Annotated in this window: 16 protein-coding genes; 13 read left to right on the top strand and 3 right to left on the bottom strand. The window is 35.7% G+C overall.

Translation table 11 applies throughout. The annotated features are described in order from the left end of the window. The first annotated feature begins 3 nt into the window (after nt 1–3). From ACXR6G_RS05875 to ACXR6G_RS05895, 5 genes are all read left to right on the top strand, one after another. Complete coding sequence (locus ACXR6G_RS05875) at nt 4–1,050, top strand: ATP-grasp domain-containing protein (protein WP_458360476.1); 1,047 nt, start codon at nt 4–6, stop codon at nt 1,048–1,050. Nucleotides 1,051–1,130: 80 nt separating this feature from the next. Continuing rightward, nucleotides 1,131–2,480, top strand: a complete 1,350-nt coding sequence (locus ACXR6G_RS05880; RefSeq protein ID WP_458360477.1) for an alanine racemase — start codon at nt 1,131–1,133, stop codon at nt 2,478–2,480. After that, on the top strand, nt 2,480–4,702 hold the full coding sequence (locus tag ACXR6G_RS05885; RefSeq protein ID WP_458360478.1) for an urea transporter: 2,223 nt from the start codon (nt 2,480–2,482) through the stop codon (nt 4,700–4,702). The genes ACXR6G_RS05880 and ACXR6G_RS05885 overlap by 1 nt, the downstream gene beginning before the upstream one ends. Beyond that, nucleotides 4,678–6,162: a hypothetical protein gene (locus ACXR6G_RS05890; RefSeq protein ID WP_458360479.1), complete on the top strand. Its 1,485-nt coding sequence runs from the start codon at nt 4,678–4,680 to the stop codon at nt 6,160–6,162. Before ACXR6G_RS05885 ends, ACXR6G_RS05890 begins: the two co-directional genes overlap by 25 nt. A gap of 20 nt (nt 6,163–6,182) precedes the next feature. Further along, nucleotides 6,183–6,794, top strand: a complete 612-nt coding sequence (locus tag ACXR6G_RS05895) for a tetratricopeptide repeat protein (protein ID WP_458360480.1) — start codon at nt 6,183–6,185, stop codon at nt 6,792–6,794. A 121-nt stretch (nt 6,795–6,915) separates the two neighbouring features. Here ACXR6G_RS05895 and ACXR6G_RS05900 read toward each other — a convergent pair whose 3' ends face one another. From ACXR6G_RS05900 to ACXR6G_RS05910, 3 genes are all read right to left on the bottom strand, one after another. Further along, nucleotides 6,916–8,337 carry a pyridoxal phosphate-dependent decarboxylase family protein gene (locus ACXR6G_RS05900; RefSeq protein WP_458360481.1) on the bottom strand — a complete coding sequence of 474 codons (1,422 nt, stop codon included), beginning with the start codon at nt 8,335–8,337 and terminating at the stop codon, nt 6,916–6,918. A 69-nt stretch (nt 8,338–8,406) separates the two neighbouring features. Beyond that, on the bottom strand, nt 8,407–8,619 hold the full coding sequence (locus tag ACXR6G_RS05905; protein WP_458360482.1) for a hypothetical protein: 213 nt from the start codon (nt 8,617–8,619) through the stop codon (nt 8,407–8,409). A gap of 208 nt (nt 8,620–8,827) precedes the next feature. Continuing rightward, entirely contained in the window at nt 8,828–10,279 is a 1,452-nt protein-coding gene (locus ACXR6G_RS05910; protein ID WP_458360483.1) for a DUF3360 family protein, read from the bottom strand. 1,117 nt (nt 10,280–11,396) lie between these two features. Here ACXR6G_RS05910 and ACXR6G_RS05915 point away from each other — a divergent pair. The 8 genes from ACXR6G_RS05915 to ACXR6G_RS05950 all read left to right on the top strand — a co-directional run bounded on the left by ACXR6G_RS05915 (nt 11,397) and on the right by ACXR6G_RS05950 (nt 18,733). After that, nucleotides 11,397–12,101, top strand: coding sequence for a response regulator transcription factor (locus ACXR6G_RS05915; protein ID WP_458360484.1), 705 nt, complete (start codon nt 11,397–11,399; stop codon nt 12,099–12,101). Nucleotides 12,102–12,256: 155 nt separating this feature from the next. After that, nucleotides 12,257–12,559, top strand: coding sequence for a hypothetical protein (locus ACXR6G_RS05920; RefSeq protein ID WP_458360485.1), 303 nt, complete (start codon nt 12,257–12,259; stop codon nt 12,557–12,559). Between the two features lie 306 nt (nt 12,560–12,865). Next, nucleotides 12,866–14,995: a hypothetical protein gene (locus tag ACXR6G_RS05925; RefSeq protein WP_458360486.1), complete on the top strand. Its 2,130-nt coding sequence runs from the start codon at nt 12,866–12,868 to the stop codon at nt 14,993–14,995. 70 nt (nt 14,996–15,065) lie between these two features. Continuing rightward, entirely contained in the window at nt 15,066–15,692 is a 627-nt protein-coding gene (locus ACXR6G_RS05930) for a hypothetical protein (RefSeq protein ID WP_458360487.1), read from the top strand. 34 nt (nt 15,693–15,726) lie between these two features. Next, complete coding sequence (locus ACXR6G_RS05935; protein ID WP_458360488.1) at nt 15,727–16,233, top strand: CsgE family curli-type amyloid fiber assembly protein; 507 nt, start codon at nt 15,727–15,729, stop codon at nt 16,231–16,233. Between the two features lie 20 nt (nt 16,234–16,253). Beyond that, complete coding sequence (locus ACXR6G_RS05940; protein ID WP_458360489.1) at nt 16,254–16,667, top strand: curli production assembly/transport component CsgF; 414 nt, start codon at nt 16,254–16,256, stop codon at nt 16,665–16,667. A gap of 34 nt (nt 16,668–16,701) precedes the next feature. Continuing rightward, complete coding sequence (locus ACXR6G_RS05945; RefSeq protein WP_458360490.1) at nt 16,702–18,069, top strand: CsgG/HfaB family protein; 1,368 nt, start codon at nt 16,702–16,704, stop codon at nt 18,067–18,069. Nucleotides 18,070–18,091: 22 nt separating this feature from the next. After that, nucleotides 18,092–18,733 (top strand): carboxypeptidase-like regulatory domain-containing protein, encoded by a 642-nt coding sequence (locus ACXR6G_RS05950; protein WP_458360491.1) that lies wholly within the window; start codon nt 18,092–18,094, stop codon nt 18,731–18,733. The last annotated feature ends 46 nt before the right edge of the window (nt 18,734–18,779 follow it).

Raw genomic sequence — 18,779 nt, forward strand, 5'->3', positions numbered from 1 at the left:
GAAATGAAAAAAACAAAATATCATATCGCTGTAACTGGCTTAAACAATACCGATAATCCGGGACCAGGAATACCTGTCATTCGGGGCTTAAGAGAAAGTAAGGATTTCGATGTTCGGATTATTGGTTTGGCCTATGAAAATCTTGAGCCAGGGATCTATATGCCGGATATGGTTGACAAAACATACCAGATTCCATACCCATCATCAGGGATGGACACCTTACTTAAAAGGATTGAGTACATCCACTCTAAAGAAAGACTTGATGTTATCATACCAAATTTTGATGCAGAGCTCTATACTTTCATTCAGGCTAGGGAAAGACTTCAAAAAATAGGGATTCAGACTTTTCTGCCCACAATGGATCAGTTTGAGGAGCGGCAAAAGGCAAACCTTAGCCAATACGGTGAGAAGTATGGGATTAAAGTCCCATTTAGTAAGGTTATTACACATAGACGTGATATCGAACAACTCAAGGATTCTTTCGAGTACCCATTACTGGTGAAAGGCAAATTTTACGATGCTTATTTGGCCTACTCAGATGAACAGGTGAATAGTTTTTTTAATAAGATTTCTGCAAAGTGGGGGATGCCTGTCATCATTCAGGAGTTTATTAGAGGCACCGAAGTGAATGTGATTGCTCTCGGTGATGGTTTGGGAAATACGGTAGGCGCTGTCCCTATGCGCAAGCAGTATATTACCGATAAGGGTAAAGCATGGGGAGGTATCACCATTCAGAACGATGAAATGCTAGAATTAACACGGGATCTGATCAGAAAGACTAAATGGCAAGGGGGAATGGAATTGGAATTGATTAAAACCAATAAAAATGAGTATTTCCTTATCGAAATTAATCCTAGAATTCCTGCTTGGGTCTATTTGGCTGTAGCAGCCGGACAAAACCTGCCTGAAGCCTTAGTAAAGCTTGCTTTAGGAATGAATCCTCCGCCCTTTTTAAATTATGAGGTTGGAAAAATGTTTATCAGATACTCCTACGATCTAATAGGTGATATCTCTCAATTTGGAAGCTTATCGGTTAGCGGTGAAATGTAAGAGGAAGTTTGACTTGCTTACTTCTTCCAATAAGCCATATGGTTTTTATAATAATAGAAAAAAAATTAACAAGCTGTCAGATGAAAAAATTAGATTACGAACGGCCTATAATTAATAAAGTAAACGCTGGTATGCCCGATAAATTTGGGATGAGTACCCGAGTACCTGTTATTAGCCATATTGAAGAGGTCGCCATAGTAGATATTATGGAGCAGTTTGGATCTCCTTTATATGTGATTTCGGAGCCTTGTATTCGCAAAACATATCGTCAGGCTCAAAAGGCTTTCGCGTCTCGTTATCCTAGGGTACAGTTCGCATGGTCATATAAAACCAACTATTTAAATGCGGTTTGTAAAATTTTTCATTCAGAGGGAGCTTGGGCCGAAGTGGTTTCTGGCTTTGAATATTCTAAGGCCATTGAAAATGGGATTTCAGGAAATCAGATCATATTTAACGGTCCTGAAAAATCAAAGGAGGATTTGGAAAGGGCTATAAATGATGGAGCGATGATCCATCTTGATAGCTTGGATGAATTTTATTTTCTTGGTGAATTGGCTCAAAATCTCAATAAAAAAGCAAATGTAGGTCTCCGAATAAATTTAGATGCAGGCATTTATCCTCGGTGGGATCGTTTTGGCTTTAACCTTGAAAATGGGGAAGCCTGGCACGTTCTGAATCGTGTCATGTTGCATGAGCATATGGAATTATTAGGCTTGCACACTCATATGGGAACATATATAACCGCTGTAACTGCTTATGCCATTGCTGCTGAGAAATTGGCGGATTTATCTATCCGCTTGTTCCGAAAGTTCAATCACAGCGTGAAATATCTCGATTTAGGCGGTGGCTTTGCATCGAAAAACACACTTAAAGGTGCCTACCTTCCAGGTTCAGATACTTGTCCGTCTTTCGATGATTATGCTGAAGCCTTAACCTCTGCTTTGCTTGCCAGTGAATTACCTCCGGAAAGGCTTCCTCTTCTGATTTTAGAATCGGGCAGAGCCTTGGTGGATGATGCTGGTTTCATATTAGGAAGTGTTTTGGCAAACAAGCGCTTGGTGGATGGACGCAGAGCTACAGTGATCGATATCGGCGTGAATATGTTGTTTACGTCTTTCTGGTATGAACATGATGTATTACCAACTAAGCTGAAATCGGAACAAACAGAAAATACGACTATTTATGGTCCGCTTTGTATGAATATTGATGTGATACGTGAAGCTGTTCAATTTCCTCTTTTACAAAGAGGCGATGCTGTGGTGATTCCGCGTATTGGAGCCTATAATATGACCCAGTGGATGCAGTTTATAAAATTAAGGCCTCCTGTTTTATTGATTGATGAGGAAAGGAAATTACACCTCATTCGAAAGAAAGAAACCTATGAACAATTCAATGCAATGGAAAATACGCCTGAGCATCTTAAAACATAATGGAAACGTATAGAAAGAACATATTATTTTTGGGAGAGGCTATCCTAAACAGTTATGCTCAGGTTTTTTTTTCACGAAACAAAACCTTTGCATTACTACTGCTTTTGGTTAGTTTTTTTGATATCTGGGCTGGGGTATCTGGGCTAATTTCAATAGTGGTGGCAAATGTGATTGCTTTCATAATGGGTTTCTCCCCTTTTTATATCAAAGATGGGACTTATGGCTTTAATAGCCTTTTGGTTGGTTTGGGTATAGGCTTGTATTTTCAGCCAGGTATTGAAATTGTTTTGCTCATTATTTTATCCTCTGTCTTAACCCTATTTATCGTTTTATTTCTACAAGGGGTGTTTGCAAAATATGCTTTGCCATTTTTAAGTGTTCCCTTTCTGTTAGGTTTGTGGATGATTATGATGGCCAGTAGTGATCTAACGACTCTGGGTATTAGTGAAAGAGGTATTTATGAAGCCAATGAATTTTATGATATTGGAGGCCAATCTCTTGTGAATTTGTATCATAGTATTCAAAATTGGGGCCTTTTTGATTCAGTATCCATTTTTCTTAAATCTCTTGGTGCCATTTTCTTTCAGAGTAATTGGCTGGCAGGTTTACTCATTCTTTTGGGCTTACTTTTGTATTCCCGAATCGCCTTCTCTTTGGCGATATTTGGCTTCTACGTTGCTTACTTCTTTTATGGGATGATTGGGGCTGATATTAATGAACTGAGTTATACCTATATCGGTTTTAATTTTATTCTAACATCAATTGCCCTTGGGGGATTTTATATTATTCCATCTTTCTATTCTTATTTATGGATTGTGCTTCTTTTGCCAATAGTGGTATTAGTTACCCTTAGTAGCATGCAGTGGTTTGCACCTTATAGGCTATCCATTTATGCGCTTCCGTTTAATGTGGTTACACTTCTATTCTTATATATATTAAAATTGAGATACAAGCCTAATGCAAAATTGCAGGAGGTAAGCGTGCAACACAATTCTCCAGAAAAGAATTTGTATTTCTTTATAAATAATGCCCTTCGAATGTCTTCCATAGGATTCTCTGATTTTCAGTTGCCTTTTATTGGTGAATGGACAGTAACTCAGGCTCATAATGGTGAATACACGCATAAGGATGAATGGCGCCATGCTTGGGATTTTGCTATTGTAGATGATCAGGACAAACAGTATAAGAATCTGGGTAGTGTTGTCGATGATTACTACTGTTACAATAAAATGATCTTGTGTCCTGCTGATGGCGAAATCGTAAATATTCTGGATGGGGTTCCTGATAATGAAATAGGCAAAGTCAATCTAGATCAGAATTGGGGAAATAGTCTAGTCATTCATCATCAAAGTGGACTTTATTCTCAGTTGAGTCATTTTAGGGAAGACAGCTTTACGGTGAAAAAGGGAGATATTGTGAAAAAAGGAGACGTATTAGGAACCTGCGGTAATTCGGGGAGGTCACCTTTTCCGCACATCCACTTTCAGTTTCAAACGACTCCCTACATTGGTTCAGCTACTTTTGAGCTTGCTCTGCCGCATTATATGGAGAGGGTTGAGAAGCAAGTTATGCTTAAATCGTATTCCCAACCATCAAAGTCTGCCAAACTGCTAAGGGGAGAAGCTCACCCTCTTTTAGTTCAAACTCTGGGCTTTCAATCGGGGCAGAAATTTAGCCTTGAGGTGAGATCAGGAAGCAATAATAAAATGATTTTATCCCAAAAGGATTGGGATTTTGAAGTTAAGTCAGATGTTCTAGCTAACACATATTTGTACTGTAGCCTTACCAATTCACGGGCTTATTTTAGTGTGGAGGCTAACGTCTTGCAGTTTCATAATTATTTGGGTAATAGACGTTCTCTTCTGTATTATCTATATCTCTCTTGTTATAAAGTTTACCTGGGCTATTACCCGAATTTGAATATAAGAGCAGAACTTCCTCCGAACTTGATTTATGGAGCGCGAAAACTCTTTGTTCAGGACTTTATAGCTCCATTTTACATTTATTTAAAGTCAGAGTATCAATTGAATTATTTGAACAAAATAGACGGAATTACTTCCGAAATAATTGAGCTTAAATCTAATGTGATTTGTAGCTACCCTAATAAGAAGGAGCATTTGAAAAGTGAAATTATTGTAGAAAGCGGGGCTTCACTCAGAATTAAGATTTATAAAAAAGATAAAACATTAGAAATAAGATGTGGAAATATGCAAGCATATTGATTTTAAGCATTCTGATTAGTTCATATGCATATGCTCAGAAATCTCTGAGTGTTAATCAGGTGTACAAGGAAACTTATGAGCTTTATCAAAAACAGCAATGGAAACAACTGATTTTGGTAGGTGAAAAATCTATTGAGCAAGGCATAGACTTCTACTACTTGCGTTTGCGAATGGGTATTGCTTATTATGAATTGAAGAATTATCGGAAATCAACTGTCTTTTTTCAAAAGCTATCTAGAAAGAACCCAGAGGATAATAGTTTGAAAGAGTATTTGTACTTTTCTTATATTCAGGGTGGTAGGAATATGGATGCATTACGTATGCAAAACGATTTGCCCCAATCTATTCGTAAAACATATAAGATTGATGAGACAAAACTTATTTCAGGAATTTATGCTGAAACTAAATATGAGTTCCTTGATGATTATGCCATTGATTCTGATCAGATTCAGCAACAAACTGTTCGAAAGCAATTTCACCATTATAGTTTGGGATTGAATCACCAACTGGGGAAAAGACTTGCCTTATTCCATGCTTACAGCAGGGTAGATCTAAAGAATTCAATCATATCCGAAGGGGTTTCTTTTAGTGAAGAGGTACATCAAAATCAATATTATTTGAAAAGTTCTTTTCAGTTGGGGTATGGAACTAAGCTGGTTCTTGGAGGACATTGGTTACAAACTAAACTTAAAGGGGACCCTCTTATTGTAGAAACGCAAGCAGAAGCAGCAATGCTTACATCTAAGACAAAAGGAAACGGAAACGGTGACGGTGGGAATGGTGATGGAGGAAATGGTGATGGAGGAAATGGTGACGGTGGGAATGGTGATGGAGGAAATGGTGATGGAGGAAATGGTGACGGTGGGAATGGTGATGGAGGAAATGGTGATGGAGGAAGTGGCGCTTCTGAATCTGCCCTTGAAATCAATCCTTATGCATTCACTCAAAATAGTTTTATTGGTTATATGGGACTTAATCAGGATATATCCAATTGGAAGGTGAGTCTTGGGCTATTGTATTTCGAAACGGGTGATTTAATTCGTTGGCAGCAAGAAGTGTCTGTTCGTTTTTATCCCAAAGGAAATTTAAACTTGTACCTATTAGGTAGTTTTACCAATCAAATGGAGGAAAAATTGGAAGCAGGTTGGTTGAATCGGAGATACTGGAAAGGTGGAGCAGGTTTTCGACTTGCAAAAAATACTTGGGGACAGCTTGGATACAGTTTTGGAGATATGTTCAAGCAAGTAGAGAATGAAGGGTATTCCGTATATAACGGCGTGAATCTAGTGAAAAATAGAATAGAGGTAAGTTGCTATCAATACATCTTTAAAGGAAAGATGAGCCTATTTCTTTTGTATCAAAACCAAAAAGAAAAAAACACATATATGATAAATGATGAATTGAATAGTCAACACATTAATGTACAATCGATAACTGGAGGTATAAAATGGAATTTCTAAGGGTAATAAAATACGTATCATTGAATTTACTTATCTTGTTTTTTCTGTGTAGCAAGCTGTCGGGTCAAAATTTTCAGACTGTTAGATCAGCTTTTGAAGAGAGCTATAAATATGAGAAGGAAGGTGATTTCTCTCAAGCTCTTGATCAGTTGAAAGAGGTTTACGATGAGGATTCGTATGAAATCAACTTACGCTTGGGCTGGCTCAATTATCAGGCAGGGGTATTTACAGAGGCTATTGCGCATTATCAGCGTGCGATAAATTTGATGCCCTATGCAGAAGAGGCAAAATTTGGTTTGGTTTTACCAAAAGCCGCTATGGGAAAATGGGTTGAGGTAGTAAATCTCTACAAAGAAATTTTGGAGATCTCACCAAACCAAACTGTAGCCAATTACCGATTGGGACTTATTTATTATGGGCAGGAGGCGTATGAAAAAGCACATACTCATTTTAAAAAAGTAGTTGATTTATATCCTTTTAAATATGATGCACTTATCATGCTGGCATGGACCAATTATCGGATGGGGAAAAGCCGCGAGGCCTTAATCCTTTTCGAGAAAAGCCTGTGGTATTTCCCTCAAGATCCTTCAGCTATGGAAGGTCTCAAGCTATTGGGGGTTGATGGCGACTAGAATCAGAACCATAATTTTGGACTAGATAATAAGTGGATTTTACAAGATCATCCTGATATGTGGCTGGCCTTTTCGTTTTATAAAAACTTATCGAGTATTTTGGATAAGCAAGAGGAGCAGGTTAGGCTTTCATAGCCATATTGTTCGCTTCAAGGCTTTGAGCTTCGTTCAGTAAATTATCAAAGAATAAATCGATATCTGAATTTTGCAGTTCACCATTGGCAGTAATTAAGCGAATAACGAGTGTCTTTTCTATATAGCCATAGTTTACGATGGATTTTCCACTTTTACGTAATGCTTCGCGCAATTGGAGGTTAAATGCATTTAAATCTTTCTGATGTTTTGGGATATAGCGGAAACAAAGAGCAAAGGATTGGCGTTCAACCAGGAGTTCGAGTTGAGCATGTTCCTTAACTTTCGTTTCAGCATATGCAGCCATCTTAATTAGATTGTCAATACGATTTTGATAGCCTTTGAGTCCGAAATACTTCCAGGCAAACCAAAGCTTCACAGCATCGACCTTACGACCACATTGAATGGATTTTTTTCCCAAATCCTCAATCTGATCAATATCATGAAAAATATAATCCGTATTGATATCAGTCATGTTGTGCTGAAGGCAGCCTCGTTTTTTAACCAGTAAAGCGGAACAAATTAAGGGGATGTTCATCAACTTGTGAGGGTTCCAGGCAAAGGAGTCGGTTTCTTCTATACCTGCCATTTGATGGCGATGTTTGTCACTCAGAATAAGGGAACCTCCAAATGAACCATCTGCATGTAGCCAAATGTTATACTTCTTGCAAATGGCAAGCATGGACTTAAGGGGATCGTAGGCTCCAAGCAGAGTCGTGGCACAGGTTGCTGCAACAAAAAATGGCGTTTCCCCTCGCTTGATTGAAGCTTCTATTTCTCTTTCCAGTTCTTCAGGAATCAGTTGCCCCTTTCTATTCGTTTTGATTTTAATGACTTGGTTTGAGCCAATACCGATGAGGTTGGCCGCTGTCTCGAACGAATAGTGAGCGTGTTCATTCACAAAGGCACTTAGTTTTAAGCTACTGTCGTAACCCTCAAATCGTCCTTTGGGGAAAATACGGTTGCGAGCCGAAAACATAGCAAGTAAATTTGCATTACTACCACCACTCACAAAAATACCGTCTCCATCGGTATAACCTGCATAACTATTCATCAACTGAATCATTTCGGTTTCGATGCGAGTCGCTACTGGCGCCACTTCATAGGTATACATCGATGTGTTTGCTAATACGCTAAAGACTTCACCAATAAAAGCCGGGAAATTGAAACCCGAATACAATTGGTTCAGGAATTGTTTATTTCCAGTTTTTACCGAATAGTCGAGATATTGATCCAGAAGCTTGAGGAAATCCTCTTCGGAAACAGCCTCTGGCTTGACTTCAAAATTGATAAGACCTGTGAGTTCTGATGGGGTCTTGAACTTGACAATGGGGATGTTAGTATCCTGATGGGTATTCAAGTAGTTTTTAATTTTCTCGAAAGATTCCGAAAGAATATGTAAGTCGTCCATTGTTCAAGTTTTTTTGACTGTCTTGTTCGATAATGATCATCTTGACTTAATAGCCATGGGTATTGATGCTTATAAACCCAGATACATCGAAAGAGCAATAATAGCCATGATAGAGATAATAAAGAGATAGGCATAAGGGCTTGCAAAATTAAAGGTCCAACCTCTCATAGGATCTTGCTTAGGAACACGTATTCTGGAGTCTTTGGGATTATAATAAAAAGGACCTCGCCAATTAGCGGGGTTTCTATCCATAGGATCGTTAAAATTATTTTTTTCGCTCATGATCTGTAAAATAAATTGGGTTTAGAACTAATATTGTTGTCTAAATTAATCAATTTATATGGCATGTTGTATATCCGGAGAGTAGTTTTTATTGTAAAGTTAAATTTCAAACGAGATTAGGAATCAAGACCTGTTCTATTCGATAATAGATACAAGAAAAGGCGACCCAATTGAGTCGCCTTTTAATATTATAAATAGTGTGTTTGGTTTAGAAAATACCCGGTATGCCAGGTAGTTGACCAACCATTGCCAGAGATACGATACAGATGATAAACATGACACCTGGAATAATTAGTCTCTCTTTCAAAGATAATTCTTTAGCACGCTCGCGGTCACCAATCAATCCCGTATTATCAAGAAGCATAGTGAAAGCCCATCCAAATACAGGATTTACAAAGGCACATGCGAAAATACATGTTCCAGCACTAAGTGAATCCTTGTGCTTGTGAACCATTTGCATACCTGCCTCTAATAAAGGTAAGAATACACCTACGATAAGCGCGACTCTCAATACAGGTTCCCACATGGCTAAATCCATAGGATAACCAAGAACAGAAGCCAGTACACAAAGGATAGCCGTTAGAACAGCACCTCCAGGAATAGGACGTTTGGCAATAGCAGCAGGAATCATATAGGTTCCCCATGAAGAAGCGATATTACCACCACCTAATGCTACACCAATAACCTGACGAATAGAGGCTACAGTCATGGTATCATCCACATCCATTAGAACGCTTTTAGCCTTTTTAGGGTAATTCAGTTCCTGGAAAACACGGTGACCTAAATAGTCAGGCGTCCACATGGCAACAGCAAGAATAGCAAAAGGAATCACAGCAATAAAGTGACCCAAATTAGGCAAACCAAGCTTCCATCCAGTATCTTCGCCCCACCACCACATCGGGTTCATATGAGGAAGCCCTGGCTCAGTTGTAAAGGCAAAATCAGCTCCCATAGTATAAGCAATAACACCAGCTAGTGCAGAACAAAGGGGGATAGCTAACCAGCGCATTTTAACTCGCGCCAAGTAGGCATAGATTAAAATGGTGACGCCAATAACGGCAAACGATAAGGCATTGATACCGGTCCCAGATGACCAAAACTCTAGTTTGGTTATTTGTCCAATTAGTCCAACAGCACCTAAGTAGATAAGAAGGCCGCCACGAACACCAACTCCTGTTAGGTTCATCAATTTCGAACCACCTTTGGTAATACTTAGTGTTAGCCCAAAAACACCAATCAAAATACCCAAAGCAAGAGGATGTCCTCCAGCTGCAGCAATAATTGGAATAAGAGGAATCATAGGACCGTGTGTTCCTGCCAGATTAGCTGTTGGGTTAAGGATTGCAGAAAAAAGGAGTACAAAAATACCACCTGCAATCAGAAGCTCGTAACGAACATTCTCTGCAACAAATTCCGGAGTCAATCCGAATTGAGCAGCAAAAACAGCAACCATTGCGGTTACCATGACCACTTTCCCGATTGTGGCTGCAAGTGCAGGAACTAAATCTTCTAATTCAATGTTGAAATCTCTGAATGGCAAGTGAATTCGCCATCGTCTGAGTTTCATAATGGTTAATTCGTGGTTAAGATACTCTTCTCGACTCTCGAATTCTTTCGCTTTTTTGCGTTGTGATTTGTAGGATTTTTGATCTTCCTGCATGATTTTCTTTTAGGTTAGTTTGCTGTAGGTCTGTTTCGCAGTTTTTTATTTGATTCCACATCAGAGAAATCATCCTACAGTAAATTATTTAATTGCGGTAAAACTAGTCAATCCGACTGATTGTTCAAGTGAAAACAATCAGTCAGATAAGAAGTTGAGGCATTAAGTAAAATAAGATGAGAATATCTGAATTTGATTGAATTATTAAGTTTGGATTTACTGTTAAGAATTTAAAATTTGGCCAATTGGGAATATGATTTACATACTAAATCGTTCCATTTTGATTTTAGCTCTTTTTTGAAAAACATATCATGAAAGAGTCTATGACTACTTGTTTTAATAATCTTGGAATCTAGATATCTAGTTATTTGTTTTAATCATAAAAATGTATTATGAGTAGGAGAGTAGAATTGTTGAAGTAAAATAATATTGATCTTTACCTATCATTAAGTTAAGCATTAATTTCTTGCTTGAAATCAATAAAAATAAGCATTGAACTAATAATTTTTCCTGAACTCTCAATAATTGATTTAGTAGGCTATAATATTTAGATAGGAATATATCATTTGTGATAAACATGATAATTGACATTCTCACTATTCGAAAACGAATAGTGGATTCTGACATGTTTATCCATTTTATCTTGAAATAAAAGAAGATTTAATTAACTGATAATCTCCTTAATGTAAAATGAATTTTGATGGATAAAGTTCCAATAGATTGGAGGACTTCATTCAAATTATGATCTGATCTGTAGTTGTTTTAAGTTTAACAATAAAACTAGATGCATATAAATAATGTTTAATGATTTCAGTTTTTAAAACGAGTGTTTCTTATCAAATTAAGTTTTTTTTGTTCAGTCAAGCGTTTATGGATATTTATCATCTCATATTTGTTATTCATCAAATTAGAAAGAATAAAATGAACTTGTGGATTTAAAAGATTCTAATTTTAATATAACAAAACAAAATGTGAATTTATTAATTGTAGATAATGGTAAATCAGGAATTTAAGGAATCTTGGTTTTCATGAACACAGGGCTACTAAAAACTCTCTCATCCTAATTTAAAGGGAAATATTCTTGATCTAGTATATTGATATCTTTTAAAAGAACACAATGGAAACTGTGCATCAAAATAGGTTTAATTCGAAACTATATCCTAAGCTGGTTAATTTGGAGTCATTAGATATATTTAGGTATTCTGATAAGCTTATTCGAAATTTTGATTCGACTTACTTTATATTGGAAGCAAGCAGTTTGAAAATTAAGAATTCATGCAAGGCTTTATTCCGTTTTTTCGGTATTACACCTCTTTTTTTTAATGAGAATTCTTTATTTGAATTGCTCGTTGAAAATATTCACCCTTCTGATGTGCACAAAATTGAAGACTTTCTCAATTTTATACATTCATTTGATAAAACTAAGTATGCCAATATATTGAGGTTGAAGAATAGCAATGGGGTTTGGCGTCATATTTATATGAATACGGTTGTGGATCAGTCAAATCATGTTTTGTGCTCTAAGCATATATATGTTTGTTGTATTGATTTGACCGATTTAATGGAGAGTGAAAGTAAGTCTAAGCAGAATAGCTTTTCATCACAGTCCAAGGATAACTTAAAATTGATGGCTTCATTATCGAAGCGTGAGAAGGAAATATTGAAACTAGTTGTTCAAGGTTATACCGATAAGGAAGTTGCATGTGAACTGAATATTAGCTCTCATACAGCCATAACGCATAGAAAGAATATAATCAATAAACTGAAAGTAAAGAATACGGCAAGTTTGGCTTTTACTGCAGGGACAATTGGTGTTTTTTAAGCTAATATGAGTTATTGGTTTTTAGATTTATGCAAGTCAAAATTCTCAATTATTGAAATCAATTATAATCTTTTTTATAAAATCCCCATTTATGGGTATTGATGCAAGAAACTAATCTCTATAGATTTACAATATAATACTGACTTAAATACCCTATGGAATTTTCTAGAATTAAAAAGGTGGTTTTTTCCTTATCTGTTTTTTGTTTTAGCCTGGTTGTTTCTTTAAGTGCACAAAGCTTAAAAGTATTACCAGCTTCTCTTGATTTTAAATTAAGTAAGGGGGAAACAAAATGTGAAGAGATATCCGTAATCAACACTATCGACAAGGCAGAAAATTTTGTAATAAAAGTAGAATTTTGCTTAGTGGCGTTTAAACACTGGAAAACAAAATTAGGTGAAAACAAAAATATAAGAGAAAAGGGGAAAATCTCCCCCCCTGTAACAACGGAACAATAAATTGAACGCGTGGAAACAGGAGGTTGATTGGAGACCTGAGAAGTCAAATATAATGAAAATATCCAAATCATCCGACCATCCTTTCTAGGAAATTGTCTCTACACAAGTATTTTTTTATTCAGTTGAAGCTAATTGGGGGAATTATATCTTTTTTAACCAATTAAAATTTAACAAAATGAAAAATTTAGATGAAGTTTTAATGATTTAGAATACTGAAATGAGAATTTCTGATCGAACCTACTCGTTTCGAGTAGTCTCTCAATGTATTTTATATTTTATTAGTAATCAAAACTTAAGTTACTTGTTATGAAAAAGATTTTAACAATTATTGTTGCCATGGGCGCAATGGTGGCATATGGTCAAACCAATAACTCGGCTACCGTTTCACAAACAAATGGAAATAAAGCTACTATCGTACAAAAAGGAGGAGCTACTATTGATGCAACTCAACTCACTAATGTGGGCAATGGTCATATCAACACCATTGTAGCAAACCAGTTTGGTGTAAATAATGCTATCGTAAATCAAGAAGGAAAAAATCAATTGGTTGATTTACGCCAAAAAGGAGATGGTAATAACATCATGAGTTTGAATCAAAAATATGGACATTCAAAAATTATAACTGTTAAACAAGTAGGTAATAACAACACGATTTTACCTTTTAGTCAGTTTGGTCAAGGAAACACAGCTACTATTATTCAAAGAGGAAATGATAATATACTTGGAAAAGTTGAAGATCATGATTCACGTAGCAATGACCAAAGTCATTCGAATAATAATAATAATAATAATGGACATTCAGATGGATCAATTCTTCATCAATCTGGCAAGACGAATACAAGTGCGATTACACAAGATGGTAATGGTAATATTATAAAAAAGTTTCACCAGTCAGGACAGGAGAACACAGCTACTATTACACAAAGAGGTGATGAGAATACAGTGAAAAAGTTTCACCAATCAAGTGAATCGAACACAGGTGCGATTACACAAAATGGTATTGCTAATACTGTAGAAAAGTTTCACCAATCAGGAAAATCGAATACAGCTGCCATTACACAAAGAGGAGATGCTAATACTGTAAAAGATTTTCGTCAAACAGGACAGTCGAATACAGCTGCGATTACACAAAAAGGAACAGGTGATAATCTTGTTAAGGAATTTACTCAAAAAGGGAACTCTAATGATGTAACAGTAATCCAAGATGGTTACATGAATGAAATTGATAAAATTTATGTTGAAGGACATGAAAACACGATGGATGTAAAACAACAAGGTAACAGTAATTATTTTGGAGATCAGTATAGTAGAGTAATCGGTTCTAAAAACACAATTAAGGTTAATCAAAAAGGTGATTATAATAATGTTGCAAGAATTGATATTAATAATCAAAATGATAATACAGTTAAAATTTATCAGGATGGTACAGGTAATCAGGCTGCGACAGGGAATAATAGTAGTAGTATAATTGATGTTCGTGGGACTAATAACAGCTTGTTAATTAAACAAATAGGTGCTTCAAACGATATTGATCAAGTTTGGTTGTTTGGAAATGATAATGATGTGACATTCAAGCAAAATGGTGACGATAATAAGATAAAAGGCGATGGCCTTATTGATTATTCTTCACACATTGAAGGCAATGGTAATACCGTTTATGCAGAACAAATAGGTAATGGGAATACCGTTACAAATGGTGTTGATGTTCTTGGAAGTAATAATACAGTTAGTCTTAAGCAAGATGGTAACGGAAATGTATTCCAACTTACAGGTTCTCCATTTGAAAATAATGAAGTATTAGTTGACCAGCTTGGTGACAGAAACGTAATGACAACTGTTGTTAATGGTGCATCAAATATTCTTAAACTTAAAGTTGAGTCATCGGATTCAGAAACTACAGTTACTCAAAATGGTGATGAGAATAAGGTTTATGCATTTGATGGAACAAAAGCAATATTCCAAGGCGAAAACCTAACTATTGATCAGCAAGGTGATTTTAATGAAATCAAAATGAATACCAGACGTAGTGAAGTGACTGTTAATCAAAATGGTAACGATTATGCTGAAGTAGATAACTCTGGAACTTCAAATATTATTATTAATCAGCTAGCTGACGATAACTTTGTAAGATTGAATGGATCAGGTAGTGGTGATGTGAATTTTACTCAAATGAATGGATCTGGTAATAACATTAACCTGACTTTCAATTGTAATGACGATTTAGCTAAAGGCGACGTAGATATTACTCAAGATGGTTTTGATAATATGGTTACAGGTCTTAATGGCAATACATCTGGAATGTTTTGTGGTACAAATTTAAGTATTGACCAATTTGGTAATGATAATAAGGCAATGATCAATAGTACTAATGGTTCTATTTCGTTGGATCAGATAGGAAATTCAAACGTAGCAAGTATTACACAGTCTGCTAATTAAAGTGTAATATCTATTGGGAGGGAACCCTGCTTTGCAGGGTTCCTATTCTTACATTATTAAAATCTGTATCATGAAAACAATTTATCCAATATTAATTATACTAATCTTATTGTTAGGATGTAAAGTTACTTCTAAAGCTCAGGAGAAACTTAAAACCAATGAGATTTGTGAACAAGAACTTTACCTACAACAGAGTAATCTCTTTTCTATCGATAGAATCAATCAAGATATTCAAACTGTGCAGAATGGTGATTTGAATAATATAGAAACGATACAACTAGGAACTGATAATACAATTCTAAGTTTACAAAATGGTGATGAAAATACGATTCGTATTAGTCAGGAAGGGGTTGGAAATTTGACCCAAATTTCGCAAGAGGGTTCTCTAACAAACCTACAGGCATTTCAAGCGGGAAGTGAGAATGCCATATATCTACAGCAAACAGGAATGGCACTTTTTGCCAACATCTTACAATTTGGAAGAGAAAATAGTGTCGGAACTAAAGATGCTCCATTAATACAAGATGCTTCGTCGATGATGCTGCTTGACATTCGAATTAATCAAGATGGAATAGGAAACAATATAAATTTAGGAGAAATGTCATCTACAATTCCCAAAGGGATTGAGATAACACAACAAGGCAATGGATTAAAATTGAACATTTCTCATATTACAGTGCCAATACCAAATTTTTAACCCCATAGTTTTAGCAGACTAATGTGTAATAGTTATGAAAATTTTATACCTCATATTTTGCTGGTGTATGCTTATTAACACGACCATACCACCAGACACTTTAAAAACGTCATCTAAGCAACAAGTTGTTCCAAAAGAACTGAAAGAGTTTATTAAAAAGATGGAGCAAATAAAAAAGATGGACCAAAAGAAAATTTCCAATCAACTCGATGTGGAAATTGATGGTCTGCTTGTTGATGAAACCAAAACAAAAAGTGGAAGAGATTTTTATGAACTATTTTATAATAATTGGACTGCGCCTAAAAGTGCAAAAAATTATTCGATTACAATAAAAGAGTTACCATTTCGTCTTCGTACAACTCAAATCAAAATTTTCATTAATGAAAATCTGGTTTACTTCACGATACTACAACCCAGATACGATTTAGTTGAAGCATATTCTAAAGATGCTGTTCAGAAAGTAATGCAATACTTAATTAATTACGATCAAATTCAACAGCTTCTAATTGGTGAAGATCAAAAGGGAAATGGAATTTACTAATCAAATTTAAAATAAGATTCATGAAAACAATACAATTATTCTTCGTTCTTCTATGTGCTAGTGTGCTTTCTGCAGCTGCACAAGATTTTGCTTATGTCCCTGTCAATCCCAGTTTTGGAGGAAATCCCTACAACTACAGCTGGTTGATGAATAGTGCTACAGCCCAAAATAAACTTCAAGATCCAGACAGGGTTGATTATGAATATAATAGAGATCCTTTAGCAGATTTTCAAGAGAGTCTAAACAGACAGATCCTTAGCAGGTTAAGCAGACAACTAGTTGACGATCAATTCTCAGAAGAATCGCTGCAACCAGGCGTGTACGAAATGGGGAGTTATGTAATCCAAATTAGCGAATCATCTGAAGGAGTTGATGTTTCGATATTGGATAATGATACGGGAGGGAATACAATTGTAACCATTCCCTATTTTTAAAGTTTCCTGATAGATAAATTCAAAAACAAAGCAGATGAGTTATACTAAAATAGTGTTCTATAGCTTTTTGTTAGCTTTATTGGCATGCAGTTGTGCAACATCTATGATGCAGCCTATGAAGACAACAACAGCAAAATTAGGACCACTCACACACATAAATTCTGAATTACAAGGCATGCCAAAACCACAACAAAAAATTGTGGCAGCTGTTTATAAGTTCAGAGATCAAACAGGGCAATATAAGCCTTCTGTTGGAGCAACTTGGTCAACAGCTGTTACTCAAGGCGGTACAACAGTGTTGATTAAAGCTCTTGAAGAATCGGGATGGTTTGTCCCGATAGAACGAGAAAATATTGGTAATTTACTTAATGAGCGAAAAATTATTCGTTCTAGTAGAGCCCAATTTGATTCGAAACAAAATCAATTACTTCCTCCTCTTTTATTTGCTGGAATTATCCTTGAAGGAGGAATCATTTCTTACGAAAGTAATGTGGTAACAGGTGGTGTTGGTCTGAAGTATTTTGGAGCAGGTGGATCTGGACAATACCGCGAAGATAGAGTAACTGTCTATTTAAGAGCAGTATCGACAAATAATGGGAAGATTTTAAAAACCGTTTACACAACTAAATCGCTTTTGTCACAAGAGATTAAAGCGGGGCTTTTTCGATATGTAAAATTTAAGCGACTATTGGAAACAGAAATAGGTTTTACGTATAATGAACCAACTGAAATGGCAGTAAAAGAAGCCATTGAAAAAGCTGTAATGAGCTTAATATATGATGGTATAGAAGATAAACTATGGAACTTTCAGATAGCTGCCGACACCACGTCGCATAGTTATTCTAATTATTTAAACGAGAAATACAGTCTTAATTCTAAGGATTATTGGGGAAATGAAATACAAGATTCGAACAATAAACGCTGGAAGATTGGTGCAGAAATACAAACATTAAACATGATAAGCGATTATGGGAAATCCAAAGAGAACTTAATGTTCAATTTCAAAATTGGAAGATCATTGAACCCTAATGTTCATTTTAATCTTAATGCAGCTTATAGCAAAATCGAATTAAATTCTAAGAAAGATTTTTCCATTCTTAAAGGAGATATGGAACTAGTCTATCTGCCTTTTAACCAGTATAAAGTATCTCCTTATTTTGGAATAGGAGCAGGTGCTATGGTCAACTCTATTTCTAGAAGTGAAAAGTTTTTTCCATTTGTGAAAGGAACTGTAGGTGTTGAATATATGGCTAGTCCATCTATGGGCATTACTTTTTCAGGATCGTACAATTATACACTTCAAGATGATTTGGATGAAGTTGTTAAAGGAAAGTATAAAGATTCGTTTTTAACGATAGGTGTTGGTTTTAACTTCTATATTTTTAAGTCTCGTAAAAAATAGTTTAACTTTTAAATTTTTAATTATGAAATATATCGCATTTATAGCCATCATATTCTTCTTTATTTCTTGTGAAGAAGACATTATAGAGACAGATAATCAATTTGGTACATTACAAGGAGTCGTGTTTGATGCAGAAACAGAATTACCATTAAGAGGTGTGACATTAATGACTAACCCTGCGAGTACTGCCTTGGTGAGTAATGATAACGGAAATTTCTCCTTTTCTAAAATTAAAGCTGGAGATATTGCATTGTCAGTAAAGAAAAAAGACTTTATAAATCAAACTGTGAATATAAATATTGCTGAGTACGAAACAACAAGTGTTGTTGTCTATATGGTAAAAGATGATAATATGAATAGTACTGTAAGCCTTATCGATCCAGTTCCAGGCAATGGTGCAAACGATCAAAAACTTTCCATCACTTTTAAATGGAAGGTTGAGAAATCAGGAAAAGATATTCCACTTTCTTACTCTGTTTTCTATTATGAATCAGGATCCACTGCTAGAAAGGTTGTAGGTGAAAATTTGAATGAACTTCAAGCTTATATTGATGGATTAAAGCTAAATACGACATATTATTGGTATGTCGTTGCCAAAAACGATGGTGAAATATTAACCAATAGCCCAACATGGTCATTTAAAACACAAGTTGAGGAAGAGTAATGTAAATAGCGAACTCTTTATTGAGTAATTCAGAAGCACCTTCTTT

This window comes from Ancylomarina sp. YFZ004, assembly GCF_054254355.1.